We start from the raw sequence: 14,660 nt of genomic DNA on the forward strand, positions 1-14,660 counted from the left end.
GGGGGTTCAGTTTGGGCGTATGGCACGGACGCTCACTACGTAAGCCGACCGGAGGAAGGATTCGGCCACACCGGAAGAAGCGGAAGTTCGAAATGGGTAATCCTCCCACGGAGACGCTGGTAGGGGAAGAGAGGAAACTCAAGGAGCGACGCGGCATGGGTGGCAACGTCAAGAAGGGTCTCAAGTTCGCGACGCACGCCAACGTAGCCGACCCGGAAACGGGTGAGGTGAAGTGCGTGAGGATCGAGGAAGTCGTCGAGAACCCAGCGTCCCAGTACTACGAGCGTCACGGGGTGATCACTAAGGGAGCGATCATTAGGACTGAGATCGGGCTCGCGAAAGTCACGAATCGACCAGGTCAGGAACCCGTTGTTAACGCTGTCCTCATCAAGGAGGAAGAGGAGAAAGAAGGTTAAGGGAGCAGTCTCTCGGCGAGTTCCGCCATCCCTTCTCCCGTCTTGATGCTCGTGAGGTATACCTCGAGGTCCGGATTTATCTCCTTAGCCGTACTGACCATTGTCTCCGGAGAGACACCGCAGGCATCAGCCAGATCGATCTTATTAACGACCAACACGTCACCCCTCCGGATCATCATCGGATGCTTACCGATGACGTCCTCACCCTCCGTTGCCGAGACTACGATAACGCGCAGGTGGGCGCCAATGGGGAAATCGGCTGGGCACACGAGGTTTCCCACGTTTTCTATGAACAACACGTCCACCTCGTCCAGGTCCGTCAGTTCCTCGAGATGTTCTAAACCGTGTTGTACCATATGAGCATCGAGGTGACACTCACGACCCGTGTTGAGACCTACCGTCGGTACCCCTAGGTCCTTGAACCTGCTCTCGTCGTACTCGCTCACCACGTCTCCTGCGATAACTGCGAAGGAGTACTCGTCCCCGTACTCCTTCACGATCCACTCGATGAGCGAGGTCTTTCCGGAACCGATAGATCCAAGCACCTCCACTGCCCGGACGTTATGCTCGTCCAGTGTTTCCCGAACCTCGCGGGCCAAATTACGGTTGACTTCGAGCAGATCTTCGGAGACGTCGACTTCAACCTTGTGCATGCTGCTCACCCGGCACCTCAAGCCGTACGGACTCGATCGAGCAAGCATCCCCACCGTCCAGCTCCACCGCTCGGGAGCCACATTTCGGGCATTTAAGGTCCAGCAGTTCGGTTAACTCGGACGTACCGAACGCGGTATGCAGCGAAGGATCCTTTAGACTTTCGTCCTCCGGGCGCCATTTGTGCCCGCATTCCACACACTTGAAGTACCCACGTTCGATCTCGATCTCGAACTTTGCCCCCTCTACGGGCGTTCCTTCCGCGAGCACTTCCAGGCAGAACCGCAGTTGCTCCGGATTCAGTAGCGTGAACTCGCCTATCCGGAGTCGAACCGAGAGCACCCTTTCGGCACCTCGCTTTCGCGCGACGTCCAACACGGTTTCGAGTACTGACTGAGCCACGCTCAGCTCGTGCAAGATGACCTCACCCTCGGAACTTAAAGCACGATCATGTCCGTGGTCTGGGGGATGAGGAGTGGCCGGTAAGCTCGTGCTCGTAGGAGCTGGACCCGGAGATCCGGAGCTGCTCACCTTTAAGGCGGCTCGGGCCATCTCGAGAGGTGATGTGATACTCAAGGACCGGCTGGTACCGGATGAGATAATCGAGGAACATGCGTCGGAGGACGCCGAAATCATAGACGTAGGGAAGAAACCTGGGGGCGAAGGGTGGACACAGGAGGAGATCAACGAGCTCATAGTTCGGGAGGGGACCAAGGGAAAGACCGTTGTTCGCGTGAAGAGCGGAGATCCGTTGATATTCGGTCGTGGGGCGGAGGAGATAGAGGTGGCATTGAAACACGGAATGGATGTCGAGGTCGTGCCTGGGGTAACCTCGGCCATCGGCGTACCGACGTCCCTGGGACTCCCTCTCACTCATCGAAAGTGTGCTTCAAGCTTCGTCGTCGCCACGGGACACGAGGATCCTTCGAAACCCGAAAACCGCGTCGATTTCGGCGCTTTGGCCGAGGCCGCGGACACCCTGGTGGTGCTGATGGGGGCCCGACGTCTTCGGGAAATAGCCCGAGAGATCCTGGAAAGGCGGGGGAACGAGTCCGTCGCTATACTGGAGCGAGGGACCACCGAGCAAGAGCGTGTCAAGGTAGGGACGCTGGAGGATGCAGCTGAAGGTAGGATGAAAGCCCGTCCCCCCGCCGTTGTCGTGGTGGGAGAGGTCGTAGAGTGGTGGAAGGAGATACTGGGTAGGGAGACGCGTTGAAGGCGAAGGTTCGAACGTTCAGGTACCTTTGGCATTTACTATGCGATGCGATCAGCGTACCGACCGTGAAGTACGCGATCGCGTACGTAGCGGCGCTCCTATGCATGGGTACTCTCGGGTACTGGATACTCGAAGGACGGTCGCCGGTTGACGCGTTCTACACCACGGTCCTTATCTTGACAGGGGTCGGGTGCGCCAATCCTCCCACGACACCCGCTGGTGAGATCTTCACGATAGGCCTCCTGGCCGTGGGTCTTGGGGCGCTCATTCACATCATTTCGAGAATATTCGCCGCACTTCTGCGGGGAGACGTTCTGTTGCGTATCAAAGAGAGCGACGCGATGGCACGGATAGAGCGCATGCGCGATCACGTGGTGGTGTGCGGGTACGGCAAGAAGGGTCGTGAAATAGCCCGCAACTTAGGGAAGCACGGGTTCGAGGTCGTGGTTGTGGACAAAGACTCGGAAAAGTGCGATCGGGCCTTCCGTGACGGCCACCTGGCGGTGCAAGGCGACGTGACTTCGGAGGAGACGCTACTGAAGGCCGGGGTGGAACGTGCGCAGGCCGTGGCACTAGTCACCGATTCAGACGAAACTAACGTCTTCGCCTGTGTGCTGGTTCGCGACCTCAACCCCGACGCGTGGATAGTGGCAGCAGCTCGGTCCAAAACCGGTGCGAGGACCCTGCAACGTGCCGGGGCCGATGAGGTGGTGAGGGTATACGAGGCGGCCGGGATAGTCATAGCCAACAGGTTGATGGACCCCCTGTCGTTCCTGGTGACTGTGAGTCATCCGTTGGAAGATACCTTCCGAGAGTTCCGGGAGATCATAAGACATGGCGGGATAGTCGTCGACGTTCGGTACCACATCCCTCCGTTACCGGAGCCGTTGGTGAAGGACCTCTGGGTAGAGGATGAGAGCGACGTGAAACGGCGCCTGGAAATGCACGAAGACTCGGAGACTAGAGAGGCCCTGGAGAGGCTTCATAGGATGTCGGACGACGTTCATTCTCACCGTATCATAGTCCGGCGGGAAGAGGACAAGGAAAAGATCGTGGAAGCCCTCCGGAGGCTCGGTTTCCTGATCGGCGTCGACATGACTCACGGAGAGGTTCTTAAGGAGGTGTTCGAAGTGGAGGCGTGAAACTCACTCCTCGTTCACCAAGAGCGCCGTCTTCGCTACGGCTTCCACGGTGCGTTCTTCGGCCTCCACGACCTTCAAGCCGACTCTTCGGAGCTCCTCGGTGGTGACCGGACCTATACTCACAACCGGCTCCGGAATTTCGGCAGGATCCACGCTCTCGAGGAAACACCGCGCGGTGAACGCGCTCAGGAAACATACCACGTCGAACTCCCTCGGGTTCACCTCAACGCGTTTGGGTTTGAGGTCGTATACCTCAAACTCCTCGACCTTAACCCCGCAGGACTCAAGTGTCCTTCTGAGGTCCTCCGTTCTCCGTCTAGAACGGAGCGCCAACACGGCATCGTATTGACGGAGTTCTTCGGCCAACTTTCCGGTCGTATATTCGGTAGGCATTACGTCTACACGCAGTCCAGCTCGTTCGAGCGCCTCGCGCGTTCTGGGACCGACAGCGGCTATATCGACATCTGAGCGTTGCAGTTCTTCAACCTCTTCTTCGGAGAGAAACTCGATGGTGCGCGGGCTGGTGAAAGCTACCGCGTCGTACTTGGATAGTAACCTGACACTTATCTTAGGACGGTCCAGCGGTACAAGCTCGACGGGACACACGACTTCAGCGTCTAGGCCGACCTTTCTGAAGGCTCGAACCGTTTCACTCTCGAGACCCGGTGCTCTAACGACCAGAGCCCTCAACTCTTCCTCCGCTCCCTCAGCTTCTCGGCGATCATGAGGAGAGTTTTCCTCTTCGATTCCACCTTATCCACGATCAACCTCCCCTTGTCGTCCCACCACCGCTTCGGGTACCGCTTATCGCGCTGGACCTCTGGGTTCAGGCCTAGCTTCTCCGCGATGCGACGGAGCTCGGTGAGCCGAGGATTCTTAACGGCTAACCGTTTCGGGACTTTACGTCCTTCGGACCTCGACCTGTCGGCGTCGAAGTATGCCGGCCACACTACGATCCTGTCTTTACCCTTCAACCTGACAGTCGGAGTCTCGGCCACGGTTCGTCCCCCTCGGGAGAGCTGGCACGATCGGTATCAAGGGTATCTTCCTTCGTTTTGAGGACGTTGTGGACGCCTGGTTGTTCGCCTCGGACTCGTTCTCTTTAGGTTCAATCCCTTCCTGGGTGTTCGAGACTTTAACGGACTGGTTCTGGGCCTCGGCTCCGTTAGAATTAGTCGGTTGTGCGACGACCGCGGTGATCGGAACGGAAAGTATTCGAAGTACGTGGGTACCCACCAGCGGTACTTCCAGTACTTGCCCTCGGTAAGCTAGCCATGCGAACGGTTCTTTCACTATACACATAACCGGAACTCCGGCTTCAGCCAGGTGTCGACATATTTCTAACACGTCGGATAACGTGGACGCCAGGAACACGTAGAATCGCACCTTCAGCCCACCACCGACGTCGACGGTTCTCTCCCCCTGGAAGAACTCGTCGAGCCCGGGTGGCAACTTTCCGTCGGTTGGGACCGGGAAGAACAGCACGGGTATAGTTGAAGAGTACTGCTCCAGCGGGTTAAAGGCGTCCTGGATAGCCCGCGATATGTTCAGCTCCAGTGAGTAAGCAGGCACCAGATAGTAGTCGTGCTTCCAGTCGTAATCCGGTCCCTGAATTGCGGAGCAATCTTTCACGACTAAGTAGCGTCCGTTGCTCGTCGCACCCATGACCACGACGGCGTGCATCATAGGCGGCACGACGACGAACCACCTCGATACCGTGACTAACGGTGCGTAGAGTACCACTCCGATGGCGTTAGGATGCTCGGAGTCCGCCGCCAGCGAGATCAGCGCTGGGAACCACGGTGGATCCGTAGAGGCAGTGGGGGCGTCGTATTGGGGGTCCTCGACCGGAATGTTCGTGGTCTTGGCGAACCATTCCTCGCGCTTCTCGAGGTCCTCCGGGGTCAACTCATTGCCTGCGGTGGGCTTCCACCAACCTTTGGCTACGGCTACGTTGTACAAGGTTAGGGATGCGAGCTCCCCGCACCACGTGTGATCCGGTACTCCGTCCCCATCTACGTCTCTACCGAAGTCGACCTGACCGTAGTCGGGTTCGGGAACGAGGAAGTGCACAGTTTGGGGTTTCGAGAACTTGGCCTTAATCACTCCTTCAGTCGTTTTGATGTTGATCGCGATGAGTTTCCACGTGTGCTCCTGTACACTGATTGCATGCGCCGCCCCTCCCAGCACCATGATAAAGGCCAGAATGGAGAAGGACCGAAGCACGCGGACCACCCCGGGGGATTCGGAATGAAACGGTTCGAGTTAGACGTAGTGTTGCCGGATAAGCCCGGACAGCTCGTAAAAGTCCTCGAACCGTTGTCGAAAATCGGTGGTAACGTGATCAGTATATCCCATTCGCGAGATGGTGACCGCGCCCGGGTGCACATAGTGTTCGAAGCCACGGAAGACGTCGCCCGTGAGTATTCGCGGAGCATCAGTGAGTTAGAGGGTGTCAAGATCCTGCGGTTCGGTAGGGGGCCGGGGCACGAGACGGACGTCGTGCTGATAGGGCACATCGTAGACACGGACATTAAGGACACGATCGACCGGGTGAACGCTATACAAGGCGCCCGCGTCGTGGACGTCGACTTGGAGATGCCGGATCCGGAGCGGGAGTCGTCCGCGGGATTCACGCTCATCTACGAGGACGAGGAGGCGCTGAGGAAAGCCGTCCAGACCATCGAGAAGATCGCTGAAGAGAAGGATCTCGTAGCCATCTTCCCGGTGGAGGTGATACGGTGCGCCAGGCGCGCCTCTTCGTGATCGGCCTCGGGGCTGTTGGACTGGGACTAATGCGACTTCTGGCCAAGAAGCGGGACGCGTACGCCCGGGAGTTCGGCATCGACGTTCGCGTGGTAGGAGTCGCGGATTCTCGAGGCGTCTGGGTGAAGAACGACCTTAACCCGGCCGAAGTGCTGAAGGCTAAGCGGGAACTGGGTACCGTGGCGGAGGTCGGTGAGAGCGGCGATGCGTTGCAGGTCATGGAGGAAGTGGAGTTCGACGTTCTCGTGGAGCTCACGCCCACCGATATAGAAACGGGCGAACCCGGTCTATCACACATCATGAAAGCCATAGAGTTGGGTAGGCACGTGGTAACTGCGAACAAAGGACCACTGGCAGTGGCTTACGGGGAAATCATGGAGGCGGCCGAAGAAGCCGGCGTCGTCGTGCGTTACGAGGCTACGGCTGGCGGTGCCATGCCTGTGTTCAACCTCGTACGTGAGACGCTGAAGAGTGTGGACATACGTTCGATAGAGGGTGTACTCAATGGCACTGTCAACTATATCCTCACCAGGATGGAAGAAGAGGGTATATCTCTGAAGGATGCCATCGCCGAGGCGCAATCTCGTGGGATAGCCGAAGCGGATCCGAGTATGGACATTGAAGGGTGGGATACCGCCTGTAAGGTCGTCATCCTCGCGAACGCCATCTTGGGACTAGACTGCACCATCAAGGACGTTGACGTTACGGGTATCGAGGACGTCACACCTGAGGCCATTCGGATCGCGGAGGAGCGTGGCTACAGGATCAAATTAATCGGTCGAGCGGACAGCGACGGCGAGCTCTCGGTACGTCCGTGTCTGGTGCCGAAGTCCGACCCTGTGGCCAAGGTGAGGGGCGTCATGAACGTCGTGAGACTCGAGACCGACGTAGCTGGGGACATTTACGTGTCGGGTCGGGGCGCCGGTCCCTTAGAAACCGCTAGCGCCGTCATGAGTGATGTCCTCTCCATTGCCGAGAACGTTGGCTAGTTCCGGTCCGAAGAATTCTAATTCGTGATCTCAAACCAATCATCGCCACCCCAAGATCTCGAGCAACGCTCTAACTGGATCCCAAGTAATCCATCCTTCGTCCTCCTCCACGTGTTCGTCGATGACGTCTAGTATTTCGGCTATGGTGGGGGAGCTACCTAGGGATCCCTCCATAGTCCTAAGGATGTCCCTGGAAAACCTCTCGACCAGCTTCTGGTCGTGGTTAAGCAGGGAATCTACGCGATAACGCAACGTTTGGGACATGCTCTTCAGAGCTTCTACGAATGCCTCATCAGGACGTTCGACGGACTTCTTCACCGCCTGGGCGAATCCGGGGACGTTCAGACCTATCTCTCGCTTGTAAACGTGGACATGTTCTAAACCACGAAACGCCACTAACGCGACGTTTTCTGGGATCGGGCTATCGGACAGGCGGAGACAGGTTGCGTACAGTACGGCACCCAGCTCGACGAGCGGCCTTCCTTCGGACTTCCAGGCTTCTTTACCGGGAGCGAGCTTGCCCCCCAAATAGATGGATGCAGCCCCGGCGGTCGCTACCGTCATCATCTGTCCCACCCCCATCTTCGACACGTTTCGAGTACCCTTCTAGCGGCCTCGCGGTCTCCTGGATCGACCTTCCCTTTATAACCGAGCTTTTCCAGCACGCGCGTGAGGAACGCACGGAGCGTGTCCGGTCTCTCTCCGACGCTCTTGGACTCTCGCCCCGTCACCAGCCTGAGAATACCAATGATCCACGTGTAAATGACGTGTGCTACGGCCATCAAGGTAGCAACGACTAGACCCACAGTTGGGAGCAGAGAGGAGAACTGGTGGCCAGTAATCCCGACGTAGATGGCCGCCGCGCAAACCGCTAGGTCGGCGATCGTGAACCAAGTAGTGGCTTCGATGGTTCCTTCCACGACTATCGCAGAAATCAGTGCGATGCCGGCGAGGACGAGACAGAGCCCCGCTAACGTTATCCACAGGGTGGTGTGGATCATCGGGACCCCACGTGTTCGGAGTTTGGAAGGACGTTAGCTTTTCTCCCCGAGCAGTAACAGGGTCCCACGTCATCGCTCGTGAGCCGACTGCTACACTCGCGTGCGACTGCGGGTCCGATCGAGCTCGAACTAAACACACATCGAGGACACCACATCTGTACCATCTGTGAAACGCAATCCAACCGTGATATGCGGGTGGAGGGAACGAAGAGTTGGGATGAGCGCGTTAGTTCTCCCGCTCTACGACCACTTCTTTACTGACGATGGCTGAGCCCAAGGTACGGCTCAGGATACACCGGTCGGCGCCCTTCTCTACAATCTTTCGAACTTCGTCGGAGTCGGTGTCATCCTTCAGTTTCACCCTAATCGTGATCTCTATCGTCACCGCCAGGCGGTCCCAGTCCTTCTTCCCGGTCGCCTCCGCCGTCACCTCGGCGTCGATTCCGGCTTTCTCCAACGCGCGGCCCGCGTTCATCGTCACACAAGAGAGAATACCGGCCAGAAAGAGGTGGTACGGGGTGACGTGTTCAGGCTCCGCCACCTTGCTGCTAACGAGCTCCATCCTCTCCTCTTCGAATTCAACGGCGCACTCACCGTCACCCAGGAACTCGGCGATGACGTCCGGCATCTCGTATCCCGAGAGTTTAAGATTCTTTGAAATTTTTAAATGTTTTGAGATGATCCTCGATCTTCGCTATGAGCTCACTGTCGACGAGTGTTCGACCGGCGATTCGAAGGATGGGTTCTTCGATTACCTCGCCGAGCACCGTCACAGGACACCCACGCTCGGCGCACACATCGAGGACTTCCTCGACGTCATCCTGGGATACGACGGCGAGGACGTTATCCCAGTTCCGAGTGATGGATGAGTAGGGAACCGAGTTCAAATCCATTCCAACACCGGACTTAGCGCAGACGAGGGCCGCCATAGCTACAAGACCTCCTTTAGTCACGTCTTTTGCCGCTTTCACCAGCCCCCTACGGGCCAACTCTGGGAATGCGTCGAACAGACGGCGTGCTCTTTCCATCCTCTCCTGGAAACTCCCATGGATAGGCTCACCCACGAGCAGGACCGAATCCCCGGACTCGGCCCCGCAGTCCGTGATCGGCTCGGGAGCTACGAGCGGCCCCATCACTGTCATCGATACTTTCGGCTCTTCGACGTCGTCCTCGATCATCGTGTTGCCGCCGAGTATCTCGATACCCAGCGCACGCGCTTGTCGTCCTATCCATTTCGCGGCCTCCAGCGCTCCCTTCTCCGTGGGTGCGATGATGGTGTCGACAGCGAATCGTGGCTCCCCTCCGGCCACTAGCACGTCCGTTGAGGCGTGGACAAGGGCCGACTTCCTTACCAACCGGAACGCATATGGACCGTCAGAGCTGACTACGAGCTTCCCATCCACCATCACCACGGCCGCATCGTCGTAGTCGGCTAGACCGACTTCCGCTCGACCGAACTCCGGGAGTAACCTTACCACCTTGACGTCGTCCACGGTGTACCTGAGCACGTGCCGACGCAAATCTTTATAGGAGGAGGTCCCTCGGGCCACCCCGCCCGTCCCCCGTAAGCTCCTTCTCGACCCTCTCTAGGAGCTCTCGGACCTCCTTCCACGTTTCGATCCACTGAACCATCGCCGCATGGTTCAATTCGACCGACGTTCGGCTGAACTCTAGCGGGCTGGGATCCTCTCCCACCCTACGAAGTATGGTTTTGATCATCCTCCTGAACTCGCTTCTGTCGAGCTTTCTGGGACCTTCCTGGACGAGCTCTTCCTTCTCGACCTCGTAATAGACAACGATTTCCCCATCTGTGAGGACCGCGAGAACGTCCTCCGGTCTCACATCCCGTTCTCTGACGAGGTAGGCGAAGTACCTGAGCAGCTGATCACGGGCTTCCTCGAGCCTCCCTCCGCTGTTTAGCTCACCCGGTCTCTTCGTTTCGATTATCACCCGGTCACGAACGAGGATGTCGATCCTTCTGGGTCTGTCTTGAAAGGTTCCGACTTCCGATCCGACTCCTACCTCCAGCATCACGTCACCAGGGCATAAGTCTCCCACCACCTCCAACGCATCCTCCAAAGTGCGCGCGACCCAGTGCTGTAAGAATTGGGAGGGTATCTCCGAATATCCAGCTACTTCGACGGCCTCACGGAACCGCAGGTATAACTCGTCCAGAACGTCCAAGAGGGGGTCCCCCGCACGTGGGAGGACTGGAAGTGTTCCCCGAGGTACTCGGACTAGTGTTCATTGGATACACGTTACGTAAGGTTGGGATCTTCTCCGAAGATACACCCTCTCACCTCAACGCGTACGTGGTTTATTTGGCCATGCCGGCGTTAGTGTTCTCCGCGATGTTGAGGGCCCCGATCCAGGGGCTACTCCAACATCTCAAGCTCGTGGTTATCTCGATGTTGCTGTCGGTCACGTGTGCCTTCATCGGTTTCGCGATCGCTCGTAATACGGCGCGCGATCGGCGCGATGCGATAGCCGCTGCCCTAGCCTCGGGTTTGGGAAACACCGGGTTTTTTGGGTACCCCATATGCCTCTCCACATTCGGGGAACCGGGCCTCGAAGCGGCGGTTTTCTACGACTTCGGGACGACCTTGTCGGTGATAGCGGCCTACCTGATGCTGTCTTCCCGCCGCGAAAACCCATTGAAGATGAGCCTACGCTTTCCGCCCGCCCATGCCGCCGTCGCTGGGATATGTTGGACGGCCCTCGGACTTCACCTGCCCGATACCATCCGCTCGACTCTGCAGTTGCTGGGACGCTCCGTAGTGCCGGTCATCATGGTCTCACTCGGAGCCTCACTTCGGTGGGATCTCCCCAAATCCGTCATCAATGTGATACCGACCGTCTGGGTCGTTAAGTTGTGTACATCACCGGTAGTGGCGGTGGCAATCGCCCCATCGGGGTTGGACGGTAAAGTGGCCGTTCTAGAAGCCGCAATGCCTCCGGCCCTGATGAACTTGGTACTGGCAGAGCTCTTGGGACTGAGACTGCACGTAACCGCCGCCCTGGTGTTCTCGACTACCGTGATATCGCTAGCGACGGTTCCGACGGTGATCTACCTGATATCGGGTGGTGGTGGAGCGTGAAAGTCCCAACCGTGTGTTATCGGGACGTGCATCGCTGCGAAACCTCTGAATGGTCGTCCTATGAAGAGTACCTCGACAACATCCTACGAGACATAGCCTCGGAAGAGCCGGAGGTGCTACGGTTTGAGATCGGCGGATGTAGGCGAGACATCCTTCACGCGATCACAGCGTTCGACGTCCTTTTCCGACTTTACCGCAGTAAGCGTAGAGTGGGTAAGGTGATGATCGACGGCATCGACGTGACCGAAATGTTAAAACCGATCTACGAACAGGCATTCTCCAACTACGACGTCGTGCGGGCTAAGGTCGGCGTCCCGGAGAGACACCGGCATATTAGGACGGAGATTGAGATTAGGGACGGCCGAAAGATCGTATTTCAAGAGGCGACTATGTCCAACTTACTCAGGGCGTTCGTAACCGTGAAGACCAGACCGGATGTGGTGTACGTGGAGTTAAAGCGCAAGAAGTTCGACGTCCCGGAGTACTCGGAGTGGCAGCTCGTCGAGACTTCAACGCGTACTCGGCGGCGTTGATTCCGGCCACGCTGCCATGGTACACGGCAAAGGGCAAGTTCCGATGCGAGACCGTCGTAACGTCTCTGGCGGAAAACTCCCTCCAGGATGTGCGCATTTCACTGTCCACGACTATGTGGCCGTGATCGTCGGTTTCCAAGAGATACCGAAACGGTTCCGAGTTCGGCGCCTTACCGGCCGCTATGAAGACGCCCTCACAGGGTAGGAGATGTTCCCATCGGAGAGCTCGATGCCCTCGACGCGCTCGTTCCCGACGATCCGCCGAATTTAGTTACGACCAACCTCCGCGTTGCGGCGTAAGAGCATACGTTCAGTCAGGAGTCTTACACTCGAGCGTACCGTCTGGATTTATACACGCTCGGCTATCTCCGAAGAGGAAGAGACCCATGTTCGCTGCGTAGGTACCTCACACCAACAGCCGTGACGGTCCGGTTTTTGAAAGATAGGGTTGTCGCAAATCGCACAGTAGCTGACTCCCCAGTCTTCGAACTCTCGCTCTCTAGGAACTCCTAACTGCTTCGGCCTGGCTCCCGTGGCAATCACCACAGCCCTGCACTCCTCATCCAGGACGCGGGGAGGTATCGTCCGTTATCTCGATCCCCTAGATTCTGTTAGTGTACTTGTTGGTGTACTTGACGTCCGGCTCTACTCCGACGGTTTCAGCGTATGCCAACATTCGATCGACGGGTTCGTATCCCGGTGTGGGCGGGAAACCCGGGGCAGTTCCCGACCTCAGGCGCCGTGGTGAGCTGACCAACCGAGCTCCTGCGCGACGACGAGGTCCTCGACCCCGTCTCTAGCGTCATGGATAGCGGCGGAGAGCCCGGCGGGTCCGGCCCCGATTACGATGATGTCGTACGACTTCACAGCCATCGGAAGCCTTACCCTTGAGGACGTCAGCCGCTCCTCCTCAGCTTGTCGCAGAAGTCCTCTGCCATCGCCAAGATAACACCGACTGGGGGTTTACCCAACGGCTCGGGCAATACGTTAGCATCCACGACGTAAACGTTGTCGTATCCCTCCAGCGCGTACCTGTTGTCGACTCTATCGGACAACGTTCCACCGGGATGTGCGCCCGAAGGCTCCGTGACGGCGCGTACTCTACCCCCCATCCTTGAGATGATTTCGCCCGCCACCGCGCACCCTTCAGCGAAAAGCTCTATCTCTCGGACGCTGATTGGTTTCTCCCCGCTGATGACGTCGCCCGAGAGTTCGTCCGCAATTTTCACCATGATCGAGTATTTGCCCTCATAAGCCGAAGTTCGATGTGGAGACAAGATGTACTCACCCATGTCGACGATTATTGGCATTTGAATGCCGGGTTCCGCCTCCAGGTCGGACACGACGTGGATGTAAGCGTCCACGAACAGCGGACCGTCTGCGTCTATTCCGCTACGCTCCAGGAGCCGGGGTGTGCCGGGACAACCCGCGCACAATACAACAATGTCGTCGGTTTCAAGTTCTACTGTCTGGGATCTAAGTACGATAGCGGCCGCTTTACCTCCAGAAAACTCAAATCGAATGCACTCGTCTCTCAGTACGCTAACTCCTTCAGGCAGCTCGTCCTGTGGAACCCACTTCGCATTTCTCGGACACTCTAAGCATTCTCCACACCCATCACACAGATCAAAATGAACGGATTTAGGCATATGCTCTGGTTCAAGTCCGACGTCCTCAGCGGCCTCTTCGAACTCAATATCGAGGTTTGACATGACCGAGTCAGGTGTTCTTCGTACCTCGCACGTCATGTCGCGGAGAACTCGCTCAAATGGCCTCCGGAGGCCCTCAGGGCCCCAAAACCAGAAGTTACCCATCGAGTACCTGGCGGAGCCACCGAGCCCCTCTCCGTAGTAAACCCTATAATGCCCGAAGCGCTCCGACTGCAGTCTGTTCTCGGGGTGGGTAATCACGGTAACGTCGTATCCCATCTCATTAACTCGCCGCGCTACCCAACATCCCGAAGGGCCTGCGCCCACGATATAGACCTTCAACTCGAGCCCTGGCAGTCACACGTCAAACGTACCTTTTTAGTAGCTCCCTTCCCAGGTACGGTGGGTTACCAACTCGGAAGTACGTGTATCCTCGGTCCCACTTGTCATGTTATCGCCGGCCTCGCTCGTTGCAGCAGGCGTTGATGAGATGTTTCGCTCGGAAATCAACGGATTTAGGGGATTATTCCCGCTGAAATGGGGTCCGGGTTCGGCGAGACTGGCCGAGCAGCATGCGGCGAGGATGAATGAGGCGAATTGCACTCACGAGTGTCGTCAGGAGTATAGCTTCGAGAACATGGCGCGTATTCCGAACACGGGAGAACCTACCCTGACGGCCAAGTTGCTCGCAATAACGGTGCTTTTCAGCACTCCACATCGGTAGAACGTTCGGAAGGGATTGCGAAGGTGTCGGTGTGTCGATCCCTGGAGATTATGGGGTGATCTCTCAGAAGACATGCTAAATTAAAGGTGCTACCGTTTCGTTAGGTATTGACGGCGCACCGCGATGATGTGGAGATAGCTGTATCGAACGCTGTCTACCGAGAGCGCGAGCGGTCAGACTTCCCACAGTTCTGGACGAGGTACGAAACGAGTCTCGAAGAGCTCTGTGAGGCCACCAAGACACTGTCGATGGATGGCTCGTCAGGAACGCTGGCCCGACATTGTTACGGGACCCCAGTTAAGATCGCCGAAAACGTGCTCACTCCGCGCAGTATCTGCCGGTTGTGATCTCTGGGTTCCGAAAGGTCGCTTAGGAGTAGCCGCTCTCGAAGTTACCGAGGTAACCCCGCCGGACGGGAGTCCCGTCGTACGTCGCTACCGACCGTCAAACGTTCTTTACCAGTCGACGGCGCTAG

General features: G+C 57.5%; 20 protein-coding genes. 8 read left to right on the plus strand and 12 right to left on the minus strand.

The genetic code is table 11. The annotated features are described in order from the left end of the window. Positions 1-11 precede the first annotated feature (11 nt). Positions 12-416 carry a 30S ribosomal protein S8e gene (locus BW921_RS01010; protein WP_088334693.1) on the plus strand — a complete coding sequence of 135 codons (405 nt, stop codon included), beginning with the start codon at positions 12-14 and terminating at the stop codon, positions 414-416. Here the strand turns inward: BW921_RS01010 and hypB are convergent. Further along, positions 413-1,069 carry a hydrogenase nickel incorporation protein HypB gene (gene hypB / locus BW921_RS01015; protein WP_148688196.1) on the minus strand — a complete coding sequence of 219 codons (657 nt, stop codon included), beginning with the start codon at positions 1,067-1,069 and terminating at the stop codon, positions 413-415. The genes BW921_RS01010 and hypB overlap by 4 nt on opposite strands. Beyond that, the gene (hypA, locus tag BW921_RS01020) at positions 1,056-1,484 is read right to left on the minus strand and encodes a hydrogenase maturation nickel metallochaperone HypA (protein WP_168168615.1); all 429 of its coding nucleotides are present in this window, start codon (positions 1,482-1,484) and stop codon (positions 1,056-1,058) included. Before hypA ends, hypB begins: the two co-directional genes overlap by 14 nt. 58 nt (positions 1,485-1,542) lie before the next feature. Here hypA and cobA point away from each other — a divergent pair, with 58 nt between their 5' ends. Together cobA and BW921_RS01030 are read left to right on the plus strand one after the other, a co-directional pair. Further along, positions 1,543-2,283 (plus strand): uroporphyrinogen-III C-methyltransferase, encoded by a 741-nt coding sequence (cobA, locus tag BW921_RS01025; RefSeq protein WP_088334699.1) that lies wholly within the window; start codon positions 1,543-1,545, stop codon positions 2,281-2,283. Further along, positions 2,280-3,425, plus strand: coding sequence for an NAD-binding protein (locus BW921_RS01030; RefSeq protein ID WP_148688198.1), 1,146 nt, complete (start codon positions 2,280-2,282; stop codon positions 3,423-3,425). The genes cobA and BW921_RS01030 overlap by 4 nt, the downstream gene beginning before the upstream one ends. 3 nt (positions 3,426-3,428) lie before the next feature. On the opposite strand, the gene BW921_RS01035 is transcribed toward BW921_RS01030, so the two are convergent. Genes BW921_RS01035 through BW921_RS01045 form a run of 3 tightly spaced genes read right to left on the minus strand, consistent with a single transcriptional unit; the run spans position 3,429 to position 5,651 of the window. After that, positions 3,429-4,115, minus strand: coding sequence for a uroporphyrinogen-III synthase (locus BW921_RS01035; RefSeq protein ID WP_168168616.1), 687 nt, complete (start codon positions 4,113-4,115; stop codon positions 3,429-3,431). After that, positions 4,112-4,423 (minus strand): signal recognition particle protein Srp19, encoded by a 312-nt coding sequence (locus BW921_RS01040; protein WP_148688200.1) that lies wholly within the window; start codon positions 4,421-4,423, stop codon positions 4,112-4,114. Before BW921_RS01040 ends, BW921_RS01035 begins: the two co-directional genes overlap by 4 nt. Then, positions 4,389-5,651 (minus strand): hypothetical protein, encoded by a 1,263-nt coding sequence (locus tag BW921_RS01045; RefSeq protein WP_168168617.1) that lies wholly within the window; start codon positions 5,649-5,651, stop codon positions 4,389-4,391. Before BW921_RS01045 ends, BW921_RS01040 begins: the two co-directional genes overlap by 35 nt. 24 nt (positions 5,652-5,675) lie before the next feature. On the opposite strand from BW921_RS01045, the gene BW921_RS01050 reads away from it, so the two are divergent. Both BW921_RS01050 and BW921_RS01055 read left to right on the plus strand, forming a co-directional pair. Continuing rightward, the gene (locus tag BW921_RS01050) at positions 5,676-6,191 is read left to right on the plus strand and encodes an ACT domain-containing protein (RefSeq protein ID WP_168168618.1); all 516 of its coding nucleotides are present in this window, start codon (positions 5,676-5,678) and stop codon (positions 6,189-6,191) included. Then, positions 6,167-7,180, plus strand: a complete 1,014-nt coding sequence (locus BW921_RS01055; protein ID WP_088334711.1) for a homoserine dehydrogenase — start codon at positions 6,167-6,169, stop codon at positions 7,178-7,180. The genes BW921_RS01050 and BW921_RS01055 overlap by 25 nt, the downstream gene beginning before the upstream one ends. A 39-nt stretch (positions 7,181-7,219) precedes the next feature. Here the strand turns inward: BW921_RS01055 and BW921_RS01060 are convergent, their stop codons facing one another. From BW921_RS01060 to BW921_RS01080, 5 genes are all read right to left on the minus strand, one after another. Further along, the gene (locus BW921_RS01060) at positions 7,220-7,747 is read right to left on the minus strand and encodes a hypothetical protein (RefSeq protein ID WP_148688203.1); all 528 of its coding nucleotides are present in this window, start codon (positions 7,745-7,747) and stop codon (positions 7,220-7,222) included. Then, positions 7,744-8,181, minus strand: a complete 438-nt coding sequence (locus tag BW921_RS01065; protein WP_148688204.1) for a hypothetical protein — start codon at positions 8,179-8,181, stop codon at positions 7,744-7,746. Before BW921_RS01065 ends, BW921_RS01060 begins: the two co-directional genes overlap by 4 nt. 226 nt (positions 8,182-8,407) lie before the next feature. Beyond that, positions 8,408-8,809 carry an OsmC family protein gene (locus BW921_RS01070; protein ID WP_148688205.1) on the minus strand — a complete coding sequence of 134 codons (402 nt, stop codon included), beginning with the start codon at positions 8,807-8,809 and terminating at the stop codon, positions 8,408-8,410. A 16-nt stretch (positions 8,810-8,825) separates the two neighbouring features. After that, positions 8,826-9,731 (minus strand): AIR synthase-related protein, encoded by a 906-nt coding sequence (locus BW921_RS01075; protein ID WP_148688206.1) that lies wholly within the window; start codon positions 9,729-9,731, stop codon positions 8,826-8,828. After that, positions 9,706-10,365 carry a hypothetical protein gene (locus tag BW921_RS01080; RefSeq protein WP_148688207.1) on the minus strand — a complete coding sequence of 220 codons (660 nt, stop codon included), beginning with the start codon at positions 10,363-10,365 and terminating at the stop codon, positions 9,706-9,708. The genes BW921_RS01075 and BW921_RS01080 overlap by 26 nt, the downstream gene beginning before the upstream one ends. Positions 10,366-10,382: 17 nt before the next feature. Here BW921_RS01080 and BW921_RS01085 point away from each other — a divergent pair, with 17 nt between their 5' ends. Next, positions 10,383-11,279, plus strand: a complete 897-nt coding sequence (locus BW921_RS01085) for an AEC family transporter (protein ID WP_148688208.1) — start codon at positions 10,383-10,385, stop codon at positions 11,277-11,279. Next, the gene (locus tag BW921_RS01090) at positions 11,276-11,812 is read left to right on the plus strand and encodes a hypothetical protein (RefSeq protein ID WP_148688209.1); all 537 of its coding nucleotides are present in this window, start codon (positions 11,276-11,278) and stop codon (positions 11,810-11,812) included. The genes BW921_RS01085 and BW921_RS01090 overlap by 4 nt, the downstream gene beginning before the upstream one ends. Before the next feature lie 732 nt (positions 11,813-12,544). Here BW921_RS01090 and BW921_RS01095 read toward each other — a convergent pair. Together BW921_RS01095 and BW921_RS01100 are read right to left on the minus strand one after the other, a co-directional pair. After that, entirely contained in the window at positions 12,545-12,685 is a 141-nt protein-coding gene (locus BW921_RS01095) for an FAD-binding protein (RefSeq protein WP_148688210.1), read from the minus strand. A 23-nt stretch (positions 12,686-12,708) separates the two neighbouring features. Next, on the minus strand, positions 12,709-13,803 hold the full coding sequence (locus tag BW921_RS01100) for a GMC family oxidoreductase (protein ID WP_148688211.1): 1,095 nt from the start codon (positions 13,801-13,803) through the stop codon (positions 12,709-12,711). 489 nt (positions 13,804-14,292) lie between these two features. Here BW921_RS01100 and BW921_RS01105 point away from each other — a divergent pair, with 489 nt between their 5' ends. Beyond that, positions 14,293-14,532: a hypothetical protein gene (locus BW921_RS01105; protein WP_148688212.1), complete on the plus strand. Its 240-nt coding sequence runs from the start codon at positions 14,293-14,295 to the stop codon at positions 14,530-14,532. The last annotated feature ends 128 nt before the right edge of the window (positions 14,533-14,660 follow it).

It is taken from the genome of Methanopyrus sp. SNP6 (assembly GCF_002201895.1).
In the GTDB taxonomy this organism is placed as follows: Archaea; JAADCQ01; Methanopyri; order Methanopyrales; family Methanopyraceae; genus Methanopyrus.